The sequence below is a fragment of the Candidatus Pantoea gossypiicola genome, from assembly GCF_008632075.1.
GTDB classification, from domain to species: Bacteria; Pseudomonadota; Gammaproteobacteria; order Enterobacterales; family Enterobacteriaceae; genus Pantoea; species Pantoea gossypiicola.
In genome coordinates this window covers 176,869-191,971 of the sequence record NZ_VWVM01000008.1, presented here as the reverse complement: position 1 = coordinate 191,971, position 15,103 = coordinate 176,869, and the positions used below count along the sequence as shown (strand labels likewise).

Genomic DNA, 15,103 nt, shown 5'->3' with positions numbered 1-15,103 from the left:
CACAATAAAAAGGAAGTAATGATGCGTAAGCATGTGATTGCAATGTTGTCGGCTTCTCTGTTGTTCTCCAGCGTCAGCCTCTATGCGGCAGATCTGGAGCAGGATATGGACACGCTCAATGCGAATCTGAAAATCGTTAAGAAAACGGACAGTGCGCAGGAGATGCAGCAGGCGTTAAACAAAATGCGTGTCGCAGCGCAGGATGCCAAAAAGTCGACGCCCGATAAGCTGGAAGGTCAGCCTGCTGACAGTGCGCAGCTCAAAGACTATCACGCGGGCCTTGACTCACTCATCGCACAGATTGACGTGGTCAGCGCGCTGGCGAAAGCCAACAACGTGGACGGCGCAAAGCGCGAAGCCGCTAAATTTGATGACATCCGTAATACCAACCATAAGAAATTCCGCTAATCCGACCGCCGGTCAGCCTGACCGGCGGTTCTTACCATCACTTCTGCTTATCACCGCACCGTAAACCCCCGCCCGGCAGTCTGGCTGCCGCACAACATCACCGCCTTGCGAGGATAACGCCATCATTTTGCGCATTTTGCGACGCATATCGCACTAAGCGTGCAGCCTGCGATCCGACGCACGATCTTCACTGCAATTTCCACTTACTGCTGGAAATGTTGCCTCTCCACAGCCGGGGTGATGACCGCTAATTTATTTCTAACGCGAATTATCCGGTTTAACAGGAGTAGCAAGGTGAGCAATAACGGCGTCCCGGTGTATGAAGCGCCACCGGAGAAAGTGCAACAGCTGACTGATAGCGTAATGACGCAGATTGCGGCGATCTATCAGCAGCATGGCATTCAGCCCAATGCGGTCCAGCAGCAGATGCTGCAATCGCATGTCGGGGCCATGGCATCACGCTCGCTGAGCGGGGAGCCGCTGCCGGAAGTGGAAGCGGAGCTGTTTGAGGATATTCCGCCTGAAACGGTCGCGCTGGCGCAGCAGGTCGTCGACCTGTTCGGCAATCTCCCCCGCGAAGAGGCCTGGCTGCTGTCAGTGCATATTGAAGTCGCGCGATCAAACAATTAGAGAGGAACACAACATGGTAACAGTAGTGATTGGCGATCGTTTAGGTAAGGGCCAGAAAGTGGCAGCGGGCATTGAGAAAGCGGGTGGTCGTGCTGTCGTGGTGCCAGGCGTGGCCGCTGATATGAAGCTGGGTGACGTGATGAAGGCAGAAAACGCCGATTTCGGCATCTCGTTTTGCGGCAGCGGCGGCGCGGGTGCTATCACCGCGCAGAACAAATATGGCTACAAAGCCAAACACGGCATGCGTTCTGTCGACGAAGGCGTCACCGCCATCAATGAAGGTGCCACGGTGCTGGGCTTCGGCTTTATGGATAAAGAAGAGTTAGGCGAGCGGCTGGTGCAGGCCTGGAACAAGAAGCACGGCAGCTGATTATGAAAGAACACTACGTTACCCAGGTGACGGTTGAGGGCAAAGGCGACACCAAAGCGAAAGCCTTTGCCGATGCCCTGAGTCGTGTGCAGAACCAGGTTCTGCGCGCGACGCAAAAAATTCTGCTGCGCATCGAACCTCAGGATGTCCGGGTGCTGCGCGCGCAGGAGAGCGTCAGAACCGAGAAGTTTCTCTTTTTCTTTCTGGCGCGCCAACGGCGGAGCTTCAGCGTGACGCTGGAGATCACCGTCAGCGTCACCGTTTTCGACACCGAACAGGTGACGTTCACGGCGGCATCATAAAACAGAACCTGTTTACATCAGCCCGCCGTTTGCCCATTCCACTGCTGTAGCGTTAGCGCGGCGGTCAGGCCGCGGCGATGCGGCGGCGCGGGTAGAGCGGGTAAAAACGACAACAAGGTACAACAACATGTTTTTAATCATTTTGTTTAAGTCGTTGATCATTGGGGGCCTGGTAGGCGTCGGCGTTGGCGCGGGGGCTGCACGTATGTTCCACGCGCCCACCACCCAGGGCATGGGGGCCTTTCGTACGCTGGGCGAGCTGAACTCGTGTGAAGGCGATCCGGCATCTCACTTCTCCTTTGGTCTTGGCTTCTTTTTCAATGCCTGGGCATCGTCTGTCGCAGCCGGTTCATTCACGCAGGATGTGGACCATCGCATCATTCCAAACTGGGGTGCGGCTGCCCTGATGGTGAAGAATCGTAATGTGGCGGAGACGCTGCACGATCCGAAAAAAATGGCCATCGCCTGCGGCATCATCGGCATGATCGTGGTCGCCTTCCTTAACTCCACTGCCTCTGCTGTGCCGGCTGCGCTGCAGGTGACGGCGGTCAAAGTGCTGGTGCCCGCCGCCAACCTGCTGGTGAATACCGTCATGCCGGTCATCTTCTGGCTGGCGGCGATCGATGCAGGCAAAAAGTCAGGCTTCTGGGCCACCATTTTTGGCGGTCTGGCGCAGCTGATCATGGGCAACGCCGTACCAGGTCTTGTGCTGGGTATCCTGATCGGTAAAGGCGTGGAAGAGAGCGGCTGGAACCGGGTCACCAAAGTAATGATGACCGCCATCGTGCTGCTGTTTGTGCTGAGCGGCTTCTTCCGCGGTTTCGACATGAAGCTGCTGCAGTCCTTCCAGCTCGGCATTCCAGGCTGGCTCGACATGATCCACAACTCCGTCAGCGGCAAATAAGAGGCGATGCGATGAACGAAAATAAAGGCTTCTGGTACGCCGACTGGTCTTTCCCGATCTTTGTTGGCCTGCTCTCCTCGGGCGTTTTCGCCGGGACGCACATGTATTACCTCTATGGCATCGGCGCGTTTAACGAAGTGGCGTTTGTCTCGATGCTGCGCGCAGGGATGGAAACCGGCGTTTACGGTGCAGTCGCCGCCTTTGGTGCCAGCTTCCTGTTTGCCCGCATCATTGAAGGTTCGCTGGTAGGGATTCTGGATATCGGCGGAGCGATCCAGACCGGCGTCGGGCTGGGTGTGCCGGCACTGCTGCTGGGGGCGGGCATCATCTTCCCCGTGGCGAACTTCGCAGCTTCGCTGGCGACGGGCCTGGTGATTGGCGTGGCGATTGGCTACCTGATCATTCTGGCGCGTAAATTCACCATCAATCAGAGCGACTCCACCTACGGCGCAGACGTGATGATGGGTGCAGGTAATGCTTCAGGCCGCTTTCTGGGGCCGCTGATCATCCTGTCCGCCATGGCGGCCTCCATTCCGATTGGTCTGGGCTCGCTGCTGGGTGCGCTGCTGTTCTATCTCTGGAACAAGCCGATTACCGGCGGTGCCATCCTCGGCGCGATGATCCTGGGTGCACTGTTCCCGATTGCTCTCTGATCTCACCGGCAGCCCGGCAGCGGGCTGCCGTTAAGGAGAAACCATGTACGACTTGATTATCCGCAATGCGCGCCTCAGCGATGAGCAGGTGATCGACATTGCGTTGCAGGATGGCCGCATTGCTGCCATCGGCAAGGTGCAGGGCAGCGCACCGCGTGAGCGCGATCTGGCGGGCCGCTACTACCTCAGCGCCGGCTGGATCGACTCACACGTTCACTGTTATCCCAAATCACCTATTTATCATGATGAAGCGGACGCGATTGGCGTGGCGCATGGCGTCACCACAGTGGTTGATGCGGGCAGCACCGGCGCAGAACACATCGATGACTTCTACCAGCTGACGCGCGCAGCGCAGACCCAGGTCTATGCGCTGATCAATATCGCCCGTACCGGCATCGTCACTCAGAATGAGCTGGCCGATATGACGCAGATCGATGGCGAGGCGGTGCAGCAGGCCGTAGCGCGACTGCCCGATTTTATTGTCGGCCTCAAGGCGCGCATCAGCAGCAGCGTGGTCGGTCAGAACGGCGTTCAGCCGCTGATAAAAGCTAAGGCAATTCAGCAGGAGAGCGGCGGTCTGCCGCTGATGGTTCACATTGGCAACAATCCGCCCAATCTCGATCAGATTGCCGATCTGCTCACCACGGGCGACATCATCACGCACTGCTTTAATGGCAAACCCAACCGCATCCTGACGCCGCAGGGCGAACTTAAAGCGGCGGTCAGACAGGCTATTGCGCGGGGTGTAAAACTCGATGTCGGCCACGGCAGCGCCAGCTTCAGCTTCGAGGTCGCCCGCGTGGCGATTGCGCAGGGCAGTCTGCCCGACACCATCAGCTCTGACATTTACTGCCGTAATCGCCTGACGGGGCCGGTTCATAGCCTGGCGCATGTGATGTCGAAATTTTTTAGCGTCGGCATGACGCTACCGCAGGTTATCGACTGCGTGACGGTCAATGCGGCTGCAGGACTGCGCCTGCTGCGTAAGGGCCAGCTGAAAGTTGGCTACGACGCCGACCTGACTGTTTTTAGCGTCAAAGAGGAAACCCGGCCCTTTATCGATTCAGAAGGTGAACAGGTCGCCGGTGAGAAGCATCTGGTTCCGCTGGCGGCAGTCGTCGCGGGTCAGTGGATTGCGACTGAAGAAGGAAAAGTGCATGAACTCGGTATATGAAAAGTATGGCCTGAAGCCGGTAATTAACGCCTCTGGCCGTATGACGATCCTCGGCGTCTCGACGCCGTCGAGTGAGGTGATCGATACGGTGAAGTATGGTCTCGATCACTACTTCGAAATGAAAGATCTGGTGGATAAGACCGGGGCTTATATCGCCGGTCTGTTAAAGGTGGAGAACGCGCTGGTGGTCTCCTGCGCCTCGGCCGGTATCGCCCAGAGCGTGGCGGCGGTGATTGTGAAAGACAATGACTGGCTGGTGGATAACCTGCACGCCGCACCACTGACCATCCCGCACCAGATTATAGTGCCGAAAGGACACAACGTGAACTATGGCGCACCGGTCGGCAGCATGGTGGCACTGGGAGGTGGGCAACTGGTGGAAGCGGGGTACAGCAACGAGTGCTCACCTGCCCAGCTGGCGGCGGCGATCACGCCACAGACCGCGGCAATCCTCTATGTGAAATCGCACCACTGCGTGCAGAAAAGCCATCTCGATGTGGCGCAGGCCGCGGCGGTTGCGCGTGAACATGGTGTGCCGCTGATTGTTGATGCGGCAGCGGAAGAGGATCTGCAATGCTACTACCAGGCGGGTGCCGATCTGGTGATCTACAGCGGCGCGAAAGCGATTGAAGGACCGACCAGCGGGCTGGTCATTGGCAGACACCACTACGTTGAGTGGGTTAAACGGCAGACCAACGGCATTGGCCGCGCGATGAAAGTGGGTAAAGAGGGCATTCTCGGCCTGACCCAGGCAATCGAAAACTATCTGACACAACCAAAAATCAGCGGCGCGCAGATGGTGGAAAAAATGACGCCGTTTATTGAGCAGCTCAATAGCCTGAATGGCGTGACGGCTCGCATCGTGTGGGATGCCGCCGGACGCGACATCGCCCGGGCTGAGATTAAGTTCGATGAAGCCACAATCCAGCAGCGCACCGGCGATCTGGTGCAGGCGCTGAAAAAGGGCGACGTCGCGATCTACTTCCGTGGCTACAAAGCCAACGAGGGAATCATTGAGGCGGACGTGCGCAGCGTCAGCGCCGAACAGCTGCACACTATTTTCACCCGCATTCAGGCACTGTTGAACGGAGAGAAACACGCATGACGCTGACCCCCAACTTTTATCAGGATCGCATCTGCCTTAACGTCCTGGCGGGATCAAAACAGAACGCTCGCGCCATCTGGCAGGCAGCAGAAGGGCACGTGCTGGTCGGCGTGCTATCGAAAAACTACCCCAGCAATGACGCCGCTATCGCTGATATGCGTGAATATGCCGCGCTGATCGATAATGCACTCTCGGTAGGCCTGGGCGCGGGCGATCCTGAACAGTCACAGATGGTGAGTGAGATCTCGGCGGTGCTGCAACCGCAGCATGTGAATCAGGTCTTTACCGGCGTGGCTACCAGCCGGGCGCTGCTGGGCCAGTCACAGACCATCGTGAACGGTCTGATCTCGCCCACCGGCACGCCGGGCCGGGTGAAAATTTCCACCGGACCGCGAAGCGCAAAAGAGCAGGACGGGATCGTGCCCATCGAAACGGCGATTGCGATGCTGCAGGATATGGGCGGCAGCTCGGTGAAATATTTCCCGATGGGCGGCCTGCAGGCGGTGGATGAGTACCGCGCAGTGGCGGAAGCCTGTGCAAAACAGGATTTCTGGCTGGAGCCCACCGGCGGTATCGATCTGGACAATTTCGGCGAGATCGTGCGCATTGCGCTGGCGTCGGGCGTCAGCAAAGTGATCCCGCACGTCTATAGTTCGATCATCGACAAAGCCAGCGGAGAGACCCGCATTGAAGATGTGCAGCAGCTACTGGCCATCTGTAAAACGCTGCTGGCGTAGAGAACGACACGATCAGCCTGCAGCAGGCCGATCGCGCGACATGGACGTTGCGTGACGATCGCCGTAGGCTGCTCTTTCCACTTTCTGTCTGCAAACAGGTAACGCTTGTGAGATTTCCTAATCAGCGCCTTGCGCAACTGTTCGATGCCCTGCAAAACGAAACGCTGCCTCAGGATGAGCTGGCGCGGCGTTTTGCCGTCTCGACCCGCACTGTGCGCACCGATATCACGGCGCTGAATGCGCTGCTGGCAGAGCATGGCGCGCAGTTTATCCTGAGCCGTGGCGCGGGCTATCAGCTGAAGATTGAGGATGCTCAGCGCTTTCAGCATCTGCAGCAGCACACCGCGTCGCCGCTGCGGGTGCCACGCACCTCGCCAGACCGGGTTCGCTACCTGCTCACTCGCTTTCTCACTGCGGCTTATTCGCTGAAACTTGAAGAGCTGGCCGAAGAGTGGTTTGTCAGCCGCGCCACCCTGCAGAACGATATGGCAGAAGTACGCGAATGGCTGGGGCGCTATCACCTCACTATCGAGAGTAAGCCACACTACGGCATGAAACTGTTCGGCAGCGAAGTGGCGATTCGGACCTGTCTCACCGATCTGCTATGGCAAATCGATCAGGCGCAGCCAGAGAGTCCGCTGCTGACCATTGAAGCGCTCAACAGCGGCATGCTGGAAACCCTCCAGCCGCTGCTGCAACGCTGCTTTGCTGAACACACTATCCGCCTTAGCGATGAGGGTGAACGCTATCTGCAGCTTTACTGCGCAGTGGCGGTACGTCGCATCAGCGAAGGCTACCCGCTTAACGATTCGGGTGCCGAGGAGATTGGTGATGACGTTCGGGAAGCGGCGCATCAGCTGATTAATCTGATGCGCCCGCTGGTCAGCAAACCGATTTCACCGGCAGAAGAGAACTGGCTGCGGATCAACATTGCAGCCCGGCGCATTCAGGCGATCGCCCCCAGCGCTATTAATGCCGATGACGCCGACGCGCTGGTGGATTACCTGCTCAGCTTTATCAACACGCATTACAACTTCAATCTGCAAGCTGATCAGCAGCTACGTGCCGATCTGCTTACCCACATCAAAACCATGATTACCCGGGTGCGCTATCAGATCCACATTCCCAACCCGCTGCTCAGCAACATCAAGCAGCACTATCCGATGGCCTACGATGTCACCTTAGCGGCGGTAACCAGCTGGGGGAAATATACCCCATATGTTATCTCCGAAAATGAGATCGGCTTTCTGGTGCTGCATATTGGCGTCGGGCTGGAGCGCCACTATGACGTCGGCTATCAGCGTCATCCGCAGGTGCTGCTGGTGTGCGACAGCGGTAACTCTACGCTGCGCATGATTGAGGCAATGCTGCTGCGTAAATACCCGCAGTTACAGGTCACGGCACGCCTGTCACAGCGCGAATATGAGGCGCGCAGCCGTATTGACGAGGATTTTGTTATCTCGACCATCCGGCTCAGTGAAAAAGAGAAACCGGTGGTGGTGATGTCACCGTTTCCCACTGGTTTTCAGCTGGAGCAAATTGGCAAGCTGGTGCTGGTTGACCGGACCCGGCCCTACATGTTGGCGAAATTTTTTGATGCCCAGCACTTTCATATCGTCGACGGGCCGATGACCCAGTCTGAACTGTTCCGTCAGCTGTGCGATCAGCTGGAGACTGAGGGCTTTGTGGATGCGGCGTTCTATCCGTCGGTTGAAGAGCGTGAAGCGATTGTCAGCACCATGCTCGGCGAAGGGATTGCGCTGCCGCACTCACTGGGACTGCTGGCAAAGAAAACGGTGGTCTATACCGTACTGGCACCGCATGGCATCACGTGGGGAGACGATACCGCCTATGTCATCTTCCTGCTGGCGATCAGCAAAAGTGAATATGAAGAGGCGATGGCGATATACGATCTGTTTGTGACGTTCCTGCGTGAACGGGCGATGACCCGTCTCCGGGACAGCAGCGATTTTAACAGCTTCAGGGCGGTGGCGATGGATTGCCTGAGCCGGTCTTAACCTCGCCCTGAAACCATGAAAATTAGTTTTTCTTCGCCAGCAGGCGCGGGATCTCGCGCAGGCACCAGGATTTGGCTTCGCCCATGCTGTCACGTCGCCACGCCATAATAATATCGACCTCGCGGGTATACTCCGGACTCACTACCCGCAGACGACCTTCAGCAATATCCTGCTCGACTAATGAATAGGGCATGGTTGCCACGCCCAGACCTGCCAGCAGCGCACGGCGCTTATCGTCCATGCTGCTCACGGTCAGGCGCTGCTGCTTATCCAGCAACTGCACAGTCAGCACCGGACGCTCGCGCGCGGTATCCGCGACTGCAATGCCACGGTATTTCACCCGCGTCACTTCAGACTGCGGTTCCGGCTCGTTATGAATCGGGTGATCCGCACTGGCGACGTAGACGCTCATCATGGTGTAGAGCTTGCGGGTATTGATCTCGGTGGAGGCGCGGAAGTGCATATCGGGGGCAATCACGATATCGGCGCGACCCTGTTCCAGTCGTTCCCATGCACCTGCCAGCACTTCCGTGACCAGCGAAAACTGCGTGTTGGCTTTGTCAGCCAGACGGGTCACCAGTGGAAACAGTGCATCAATGGGCACCAGCGCTTCGGTAACAATGGTCAGATGGGTTTCCCAGCCACGCGCCAGCGCTTCCGCATCGGTGGTGAGCTTGTCGGCCGCTTCCAGCAGTACCCGGCCACGCTCCAGCAGCATGCGCCCTACGTTGGTAAATTTGGTGCGGTGGCCAGAGCGGTCAAACAGCACCACATCCAGCTCCTCTTCCAGCTTCTGCATGGTGTAGCTGAGGGCGGAAGGCACGCGCCCCAGTTCATCGGCTGCCGCGGCAAAACTGCCACGGCGATCAATCGCATCCATCACGCGTAACGATTCAAGGGTTAACGCACGCTCTTTAGCCATCCCGGTTCTCTGTCAGGAAATTTGAACATGCCGGGCAGATTAACTGGCTAACAATCCGGCGTCCAGACTTTTACCATGGGTGCATAAAGTCCGTGGCCGATCCTTGTCACCGGATGCCGGAGGTAAATAATGATAACGACACGCAGTGCGTCCGCCTGTGGTCAGGCCGATTTCGGCTGGTTGCAGGGCCGCTACAGTTTCTCTTTTGGCCACTATTTTGATCCCAAACTGATGGGTTACGCGTCGCTGCGCGTACTGAACCAGGAAGTGCTGGCACCGGGTGCCGCTTTTCAGCCGCGCACTTATCCTCAGGTCGATGTGCTGAATATCGTGCTGCAGGGTGAAGCTGAATACCGCGACAGCGAAGGCAACACCATCAGCGTGCGTGAAGGGGAAGCGCTGCTGCTCTCTGCTCAGCCCGGAGTGAGTTACACCGAAATTAATCTGAGCAAAGAGCGCCCGCTGACACGCATGCAGCTCTGGCTGGCCGCCTGTCCGGAGCGTGAAAATCTGCGGATGCAGAAAATAGCCCTGACGGAAGGTCGCGTGTCTCAGCTAATCGCCTCGCCGGATGGCGTGGACGACAGTCTGCAACTGCGTCAGCAGGTGTGGATCCATCAGATCGAGCTGGCACCGGGCGAACATTACTCGCTGCCGATACAGGGGCCACGAGCCTATCTGCAGTCGATTCATGGTTCGCTGGAGGCGATGTCCGGCACGGATCATCAGGAGAAGCTGGGCTGTGGCGATGGTGCCTTTTTACAGGAAGAGAAGCAGTTGCAGCTGACCGCAAAAACCGCGACCCGCGCGCTGGTTATCGACATTCCGGTCTGAAAATCGGGCAATAAAAAAGGCGGCCAGGGCCGCCTTTTTTGCGTTTTTACCGGTTACTTCAGCATGGTGAAGGCCGTAGTGACGTGCTTCACGCCACTAACGCGGCTGGCAACATCCGCCGCGGCCTGCGCTTCCTGTTGCGTCACCAGACCCAGCAGGAACACTTCGCCATTCTCTGTCGTCACTTTCACGTTGGAGGATTTCACCTGATCGCTGCCCAGCAGCTGCGAGCGGATTTTAGTGGTAATCCAGGTGTCGGACGACGTGGTGCCCAGCGTCACTTTCTGGCCGATACGGATCTCGTTATAAACTTCGGTTGCGCCATCGACGCCCATGGTGATCTGTTTGGCACGATTGGCGATCTCCTGCGAAGGTGCCTGACCGGTCAGCAGCACTTTGCCCTGATAAGCCGTGGCGATGACGCGTGCATCGGTTTTAATCTGCTGATCTTTCGCCAGCGCGTTAGTGACGCGCAGCTCCAGGGTGCCGTCATCAACCTGCGTACCTACCGAGCGGGGATCGGTCGCCGTTTTGGTGGCAACGGCTGCGCCGCCAGCCACAACCGCAACACAGCCCTGCAGCAGCATGGCGGTTAACAGAATAGCTACAGCATTCAATGCTTTCATTCGTGCTCCTTCGGTCATTCCTGATGGGGAAAGAGAGTGTTATCGATCAGATCGCATAAGCAATTTACGGTGAGCATATGCATCTCCTGGATACGGGCGCTGCGGTGCGACGGAATGCGGATTTCCACATCCTGCGGCCCCAGCAGTCCGGCGAGCTCTCCGCCATCATACCCGGTCAGCGCAACGATAGTCATATCGCGTGTTACCGCCGCTTCGACGGCCTTAACGATATCGCGGGTGTTGCCCCGGGTTGAGATAGCCAGTAATACATCGCCTGCGTGTCCCAGTGCGCGAACCTGCTTGGCATAAATTTCGTCATGCAGACGGTCGTTACCAATCGCGGTCAGCATCACGTTGTCTGCACTTAAGGCCAGCGCCGGTAAGCTGGGGCGTTCGGTCTCAAAACGGTTGATCATGCTGGCGGCGAAGTGCTGGGCATTGGCGGATGAAGCGCCGTTACCACAGCTCAGGATTTTATTGCCATTCAGTAGCGACTGCACCAGCGTCATGGCCGCGCGTGAGATAGCATCGGGCAACGCCTCGGCTGCGGCAATCTGGGTTTGAATACTTTCGGTAAAACACGCTTTAATTCTTTCCTGCACACGACCACCTGGTTCTAAACGTCTGCATTAAAGGCATTCGGCAGCCACTCGAGCGCCGTGCCGGTAATGGCGATGATGTCGAAACGGCAATTCACTGTTTCAAAACTGCCGCCGCGTTGCGCCAGCCAGAGAGCGGCAGCGCGCAGCAGCTTTTGTTGTTTATTCCGGGTAACGCTGGCGAGTGCGCCACCATAACGCGCATCGCGCCGGTAGCGAACTTCAACAAACACCCAACAGTGCCCGTCACGCATAATCAGGTCAAGTTCACCATTACGAAAGTGAACATTGCTGGCGACCCATATCAGGCCTGCCTGCTCCAGATAGCGCCGGGCATCTTCTTCATGCCCGGCACCAATCTGACGGCGATTTAGTTGGCCGGTGCGATTTCGCCCCGACGATACTGGTTCCATGTCAACTTCCTGTTGATCACACAATCCGTGTCGGCGCTGAGCTTGCCGGTATTGCCATCCAGCGTGAAGCCAGGAGACTGACGCATCTGGTTGAAGTGATTCGCCAGCATCCAGGCATCCATACCCATGGCATAGAGACGCACCAGTGAGTAGTCATTATTGAATGACTTCGACGTCTGCTGCATCAGGCCAGGGTTGCTGCCGGAGAGCAGCGGAATATCGCTGAACTGCAGGCCATCCATTTCCAGACGGAAGTCCGGGCCGGCACCCGCCTGCGCGCTGCGCGAGCTGGCATAGAGCGAAATGTTGCTGCGACTACCGGTGCGCATGGCGATCATAGGTTTGATCAGCTGCAGTTCATCCTGCGTAGAGACGATGTAGACCGCATCGACGCCGCCACCGCTGCTGGTGCTGACCACATCTGGCGTGCTCTGTTGTGGTGCCGGAATGGTCAGGCCTGCAATTGAAACACCCTGCGGCTCGGCAGGTACCGTGTTCACAGGCGTACCCGATAAGCTGATGCCCGCACCGCTGTTGATGCCCTGTTTCAGCTCAGATGTCGAGCCAAAGCGTTGCTGCATGACGGTGCTGCCACCCAGCGTCTGCCACTCCTGAGCAAAAGCGTTGGTCACGCGATCGCCCAGTCCGCTGCGCGGCACCAGCAACAGCGGCTGGCGTTTGCCCTGATCCCAGATATGGTGCGCGGCATCGCGCGCTTCGTCTTCAGGAGAAAGCGCAAAGTAGCAAATATTCGGATGGTTCTGGATCTTTTCCGGCTCATTAAGCGCCAGCACATTCAGTGGCGTCTGGCTGTTGGCGACCTTCTCAACGTTGCTCTTCAGCAGCGGGCCGACCACGATAGTTGCGCCATCCTGCTGGGCCTGCTGCATAACCTGCTCAATAGGCTGGCTACTGGTGTCATAAACCTTGATCTGGGCGTTGCTGGCCGGTGCGGCTGCAGCTGGCTGGGACTCGGGCTGTGACTCGGGCTGTGACTCGGGCTGTGACTGAGGCTGTGTTGTGGTGTCAGCAGACTGCTGCGGCGCGCTGATGGGATCGGCCGCCGATCCCGCTACAGCGGCAGGTTGCGTGCTGGCCGTCGCATCTGCAGCAGCTGGCTGGGCGACCGGCGCGGTTACGCCATTCTTCGCGTCGTTAAAGCCTTTCTGAATCGCATTCGCGAACACCTGCGCCTGACCATTCAGCGGCAGCAACAGCGCGATGATGCTGGTAGAGGCTTTGGTGTAGTTCTGCATCTGGCTCAGCTGCGTCGGCAGCGTTTTGGCCGCCGGGTTCTGTGGATAGCGGGTCTGCCAGTCTTTGATGCCTGACTTCAGCATCTCCGCATCCTGGGCATTGGCGCGCCAGACCGCGAGCAGATCGAGCCAGCCCTGCAGCACATTTTCGTCGGCATTAATCACCAGGTTGCTAGCCTCCTGTGGCGACATCTGCGTCAGTGTCTGCCAGGTGGCGTCAATGTTGGCCTGATGATCGGTGCCTTTCAGCAGCGGCTCCTGCGCAATATAGGTGCGCAGCAGTGAGAGTGAAGGGCGACCCTGGGCGCTGGCGATCTGCAGGCTGTAATAACGTGCCAGCTGATCCTGCGACAGCGAACCGGTTTTCACCTGTGCTAACAGGGGTTCAGCCTCTTTGGTTTTCTGCTGTGAAATCAGTAATTGCGCTTTCAGCAGCAGGGATTCCTGTTGCTGCGTCTCTGAGAGCTGCTGCGGTAACTGACTCAGTTGCTGAGTCGCTTCAGGATACTTTCCTTCCTTCAACAGGGCGCGGATTGCGAGTAATTGCCAGTCGGTCTTGCTATCATCGCTGCTTTGCTGCGCTTGCTGCAGATAGTAAGCGGAGCTGGCGGTGACTGGCCCCTGAATATTGACGGTTGAGGTTTGCGGCCCCTGACCGCTACATGCGGCTAAAATCAGCCCAGCAAGAATGACAGGCAGAAAGCGTCCTGCTTTATGACGAACGACTTTTGAAGGAAGCATACTGTATCCAGTGATGTTTTTTTCAAGATGCTCAATATTAAATCGGCAATTCGGATGAAACAATGAAACAACTCGATCGGGCAGAGATTTCTGCCAGCACGCTCTACATCGTTCCAACCCCGATTGGTAATTTGGGTGATATCACCCAGCGGGCGCTGACGGTGCTTTCGAGCGTCGATCTGGTCGCTGCGGAAGATACACGTCATACCGGGCTGTTGCTACAACATTTCGCCATCAATGCGCGACTCTTCTCACTTCATGACCACAACGAGCAGCACAAGGCTGAACTGCTGTTAACGAAGCTGAAGGAGGGTCAAAGCATAGCCTTAGTTTCCGATGCTGGCACGCCGCTAATCAACGATCCGGGCTACCATCTGGTGCGTCGCTGCCGTGAAGCGGGCATCCGCGTCGTGCCGCTGCCCGGTGCCTGTGCCGCCATTGCCGCGTTAAGTGCTGCAGGACTGCCATCCGATCGTTTCTGTTACGAAGGGTTTCTGCCCGCTAAAACCAAAGGCCGCTGCGATGCGCTGCGGGCGCTGGTGCAGGAGCCACGCACGCTGATTTTCTATGAGTCGACCCATCGTCTGATCGACAGTCTGCAGGATATGGTGAGTGAACTGGGTGCTGAACGGTACGTTGTGCTGGCGCGCGAGCTGACCAAGACCTGGGAGTCAATTTACGGTGCACCGGTTGGCGAACTGCTGGCCTGGGTTAAAGAAGATGAGAATCGACGTAAAGGCGAAATGGTGCTGATTGTTGAAGGGCACAAGGTCGATGACGAAGACGCGTTACCGGCCGATGCGCTGCGTACGCTGGCGCTGCTGCAAAAAGAGCTGCCACTGAAGCGCGCGGCTGCGCTGACCGCTGAGATCCACAGCGTGAAGAAAAACGCTCTTTATAAGTATGCGCTGGAGCAGCAAGAGGCGTGACAAACGCTGGCGAATCGCCTATTATCCTGCGCCGAAGCTGACCAGACAGTCGCCGCTTTGTCGTCGTCCTCACTTGTGGGGAGACGGGCAGAGGGGAGGAAAGTCCGGGCTCCATAGGGCAGGGTGCCAGGTAACGCCTGGGAGGCGCAAGCCTACGACCAGTGCAACAGAGAGCAAACCGCCGATGGCCCAGAAATGGGATCAGGTAAGGGTGAAAGGGTGCGGTAAGAGCGCACCGCGCGACTGGCAACAGTTCGTGGCACGGTAAACTCCACCCGGAGCAAGGCCAAATAGGGGTTCACAAGGTACGGCCCGTACTGAACCCGGGTAGGCTGCTTGAGCCAGTGAGCGATTGCTGGCCTAGATGAATGACTGTCCACGACAGAACCCGGCTTAACGGTCAGCTTCGACTTTTTACCAAAAACCCCGCTTCGGCGGGGTTTTTGCTTTGTGGTCAACGTGCGGATAGCGATGAATGACTG

The 15,103-nt window shown here is 57.6% G+C and carries 17 protein-coding genes and 1 other RNA gene; 13 read left to right on the top strand and 5 right to left on the bottom strand.

Annotated features, from left to right (window positions below):
- Window positions 1–21: 21 nt before the first annotated feature.
- The 10 genes from cybC to F3I20_RS12715 all read left to right on the top strand — a co-directional run bounded on the left by cybC (window position 22) and on the right by F3I20_RS12715 (window position 8,301).
- Window positions 22–408: a cytochrome b562 gene (gene cybC, locus F3I20_RS12760; RefSeq protein WP_150013634.1), complete on the top strand. Its 387-nt coding sequence runs from the start codon at window positions 22–24 to the stop codon at window positions 406–408.
- A gap of 294 nt (window positions 409–702) precedes the next feature.
- Window positions 703–1,038: a glycine dehydrogenase gene (locus F3I20_RS12755; RefSeq protein WP_150013565.1), complete on the top strand. Its 336-nt coding sequence runs from the start codon at window positions 703–705 to the stop codon at window positions 1,036–1,038.
- A 13-nt stretch (window positions 1,039–1,051) separates the two neighbouring features.
- Complete coding sequence (locus F3I20_RS12750; protein ID WP_010256477.1) at window positions 1,052–1,408, top strand: SFCGS family glycine-rich protein; 357 nt, start codon at window positions 1,052–1,054, stop codon at window positions 1,406–1,408.
- A 2-nt stretch (window positions 1,409–1,410) separates the two neighbouring features.
- On the top strand, window positions 1,411–1,710 hold the full coding sequence (locus F3I20_RS12745; RefSeq protein WP_013359149.1) for a DUF4312 family protein: 300 nt from the start codon (window positions 1,411–1,413) through the stop codon (window positions 1,708–1,710).
- Between the two features lie 127 nt (window positions 1,711–1,837).
- Window positions 1,838–2,614 (top strand): DUF4311 domain-containing protein, encoded by a 777-nt coding sequence (locus F3I20_RS12740; protein WP_008925780.1) that lies wholly within the window; start codon window positions 1,838–1,840, stop codon window positions 2,612–2,614.
- A gap of 11 nt (window positions 2,615–2,625) precedes the next feature.
- Entirely contained in the window at window positions 2,626–3,267 is a 642-nt protein-coding gene (locus F3I20_RS12735) for a DUF4310 family protein (protein WP_033734006.1), read from the top strand.
- A gap of 43 nt (window positions 3,268–3,310) precedes the next feature.
- Window positions 3,311–4,441, top strand: coding sequence for an amidohydrolase/deacetylase family metallohydrolase (locus F3I20_RS12730; RefSeq protein WP_150037684.1), 1,131 nt, complete (start codon window positions 3,311–3,313; stop codon window positions 4,439–4,441).
- Window positions 4,425–5,546: a DgaE family pyridoxal phosphate-dependent ammonia lyase gene (locus F3I20_RS12725; protein WP_150037685.1), complete on the top strand. Its 1,122-nt coding sequence runs from the start codon at window positions 4,425–4,427 to the stop codon at window positions 5,544–5,546. Before F3I20_RS12730 ends, F3I20_RS12725 begins: the two co-directional genes overlap by 17 nt.
- On the top strand, window positions 5,543–6,283 hold the full coding sequence (gene dagF / locus F3I20_RS12720; protein ID WP_150037686.1) for a 2-dehydro-3-deoxy-phosphogluconate aldolase: 741 nt from the start codon (window positions 5,543–5,545) through the stop codon (window positions 6,281–6,283). Before F3I20_RS12725 ends, dagF begins: the two co-directional genes overlap by 4 nt.
- A gap of 107 nt (window positions 6,284–6,390) precedes the next feature.
- Complete coding sequence (locus tag F3I20_RS12715) at window positions 6,391–8,301, top strand: BglG family transcription antiterminator (protein ID WP_150013553.1); 1,911 nt, start codon at window positions 6,391–6,393, stop codon at window positions 8,299–8,301.
- A gap of 22 nt (window positions 8,302–8,323) precedes the next feature.
- Here the strand turns inward: F3I20_RS12715 and F3I20_RS12710 are convergent, their stop codons facing one another.
- Complete coding sequence (locus F3I20_RS12710) at window positions 8,324–9,223, bottom strand: LysR family transcriptional regulator (RefSeq protein ID WP_013359142.1); 900 nt, start codon at window positions 9,221–9,223, stop codon at window positions 8,324–8,326.
- A gap of 129 nt (window positions 9,224–9,352) precedes the next feature.
- On the opposite strand from F3I20_RS12710, the gene F3I20_RS12705 reads away from it, so the two are divergent.
- Complete coding sequence (locus F3I20_RS12705; protein WP_150013551.1) at window positions 9,353–10,057, top strand: pirin family protein; 705 nt, start codon at window positions 9,353–9,355, stop codon at window positions 10,055–10,057.
- 53 nt (window positions 10,058–10,110) lie between these two features.
- Here the strand turns inward: F3I20_RS12705 and dolP are convergent, their stop codons facing one another.
- The 4 genes from dolP to F3I20_RS12685 are packed head-to-tail and all read right to left on the bottom strand — an operon-like array spanning window position 10,111 to window position 13,692.
- Window positions 10,111–10,683: a division/outer membrane stress-associated lipid-binding lipoprotein gene (gene dolP, locus F3I20_RS12700; RefSeq protein ID WP_150013549.1), complete on the bottom strand. Its 573-nt coding sequence runs from the start codon at window positions 10,681–10,683 to the stop codon at window positions 10,111–10,113.
- A 14-nt stretch (window positions 10,684–10,697) separates the two neighbouring features.
- Window positions 10,698–11,285, bottom strand: a complete 588-nt coding sequence (diaA, locus tag F3I20_RS12695) for a DnaA initiator-associating protein DiaA (protein WP_003855538.1) — start codon at window positions 11,283–11,285, stop codon at window positions 10,698–10,700.
- A gap of 14 nt (window positions 11,286–11,299) precedes the next feature.
- On the bottom strand, window positions 11,300–11,695 hold the full coding sequence (locus tag F3I20_RS12690) for a YraN family protein (RefSeq protein WP_033784093.1): 396 nt from the start codon (window positions 11,693–11,695) through the stop codon (window positions 11,300–11,302).
- On the bottom strand, window positions 11,653–13,692 hold the full coding sequence (locus F3I20_RS12685; RefSeq protein WP_150037687.1) for a penicillin-binding protein activator: 2,040 nt from the start codon (window positions 13,690–13,692) through the stop codon (window positions 11,653–11,655). Before F3I20_RS12685 ends, F3I20_RS12690 begins: the two co-directional genes overlap by 43 nt.
- A gap of 62 nt (window positions 13,693–13,754) precedes the next feature.
- On the opposite strand from F3I20_RS12685, the gene rsmI reads away from it, so the two are divergent.
- Window positions 13,755–14,621 carry a 16S rRNA (cytidine(1402)-2'-O)-methyltransferase gene (gene rsmI / locus F3I20_RS12680; protein ID WP_150013545.1) on the top strand — a complete coding sequence of 289 codons (867 nt, stop codon included), beginning with the start codon at window positions 13,755–13,757 and terminating at the stop codon, window positions 14,619–14,621.
- A gap of 33 nt (window positions 14,622–14,654) precedes the next feature.
- An RNA gene (gene rnpB, locus F3I20_RS12675) (RNase P RNA component class A) lies at window positions 14,655–15,033 on the top strand.
- Window positions 15,034–15,103: the final 70 nt, after the last annotated feature.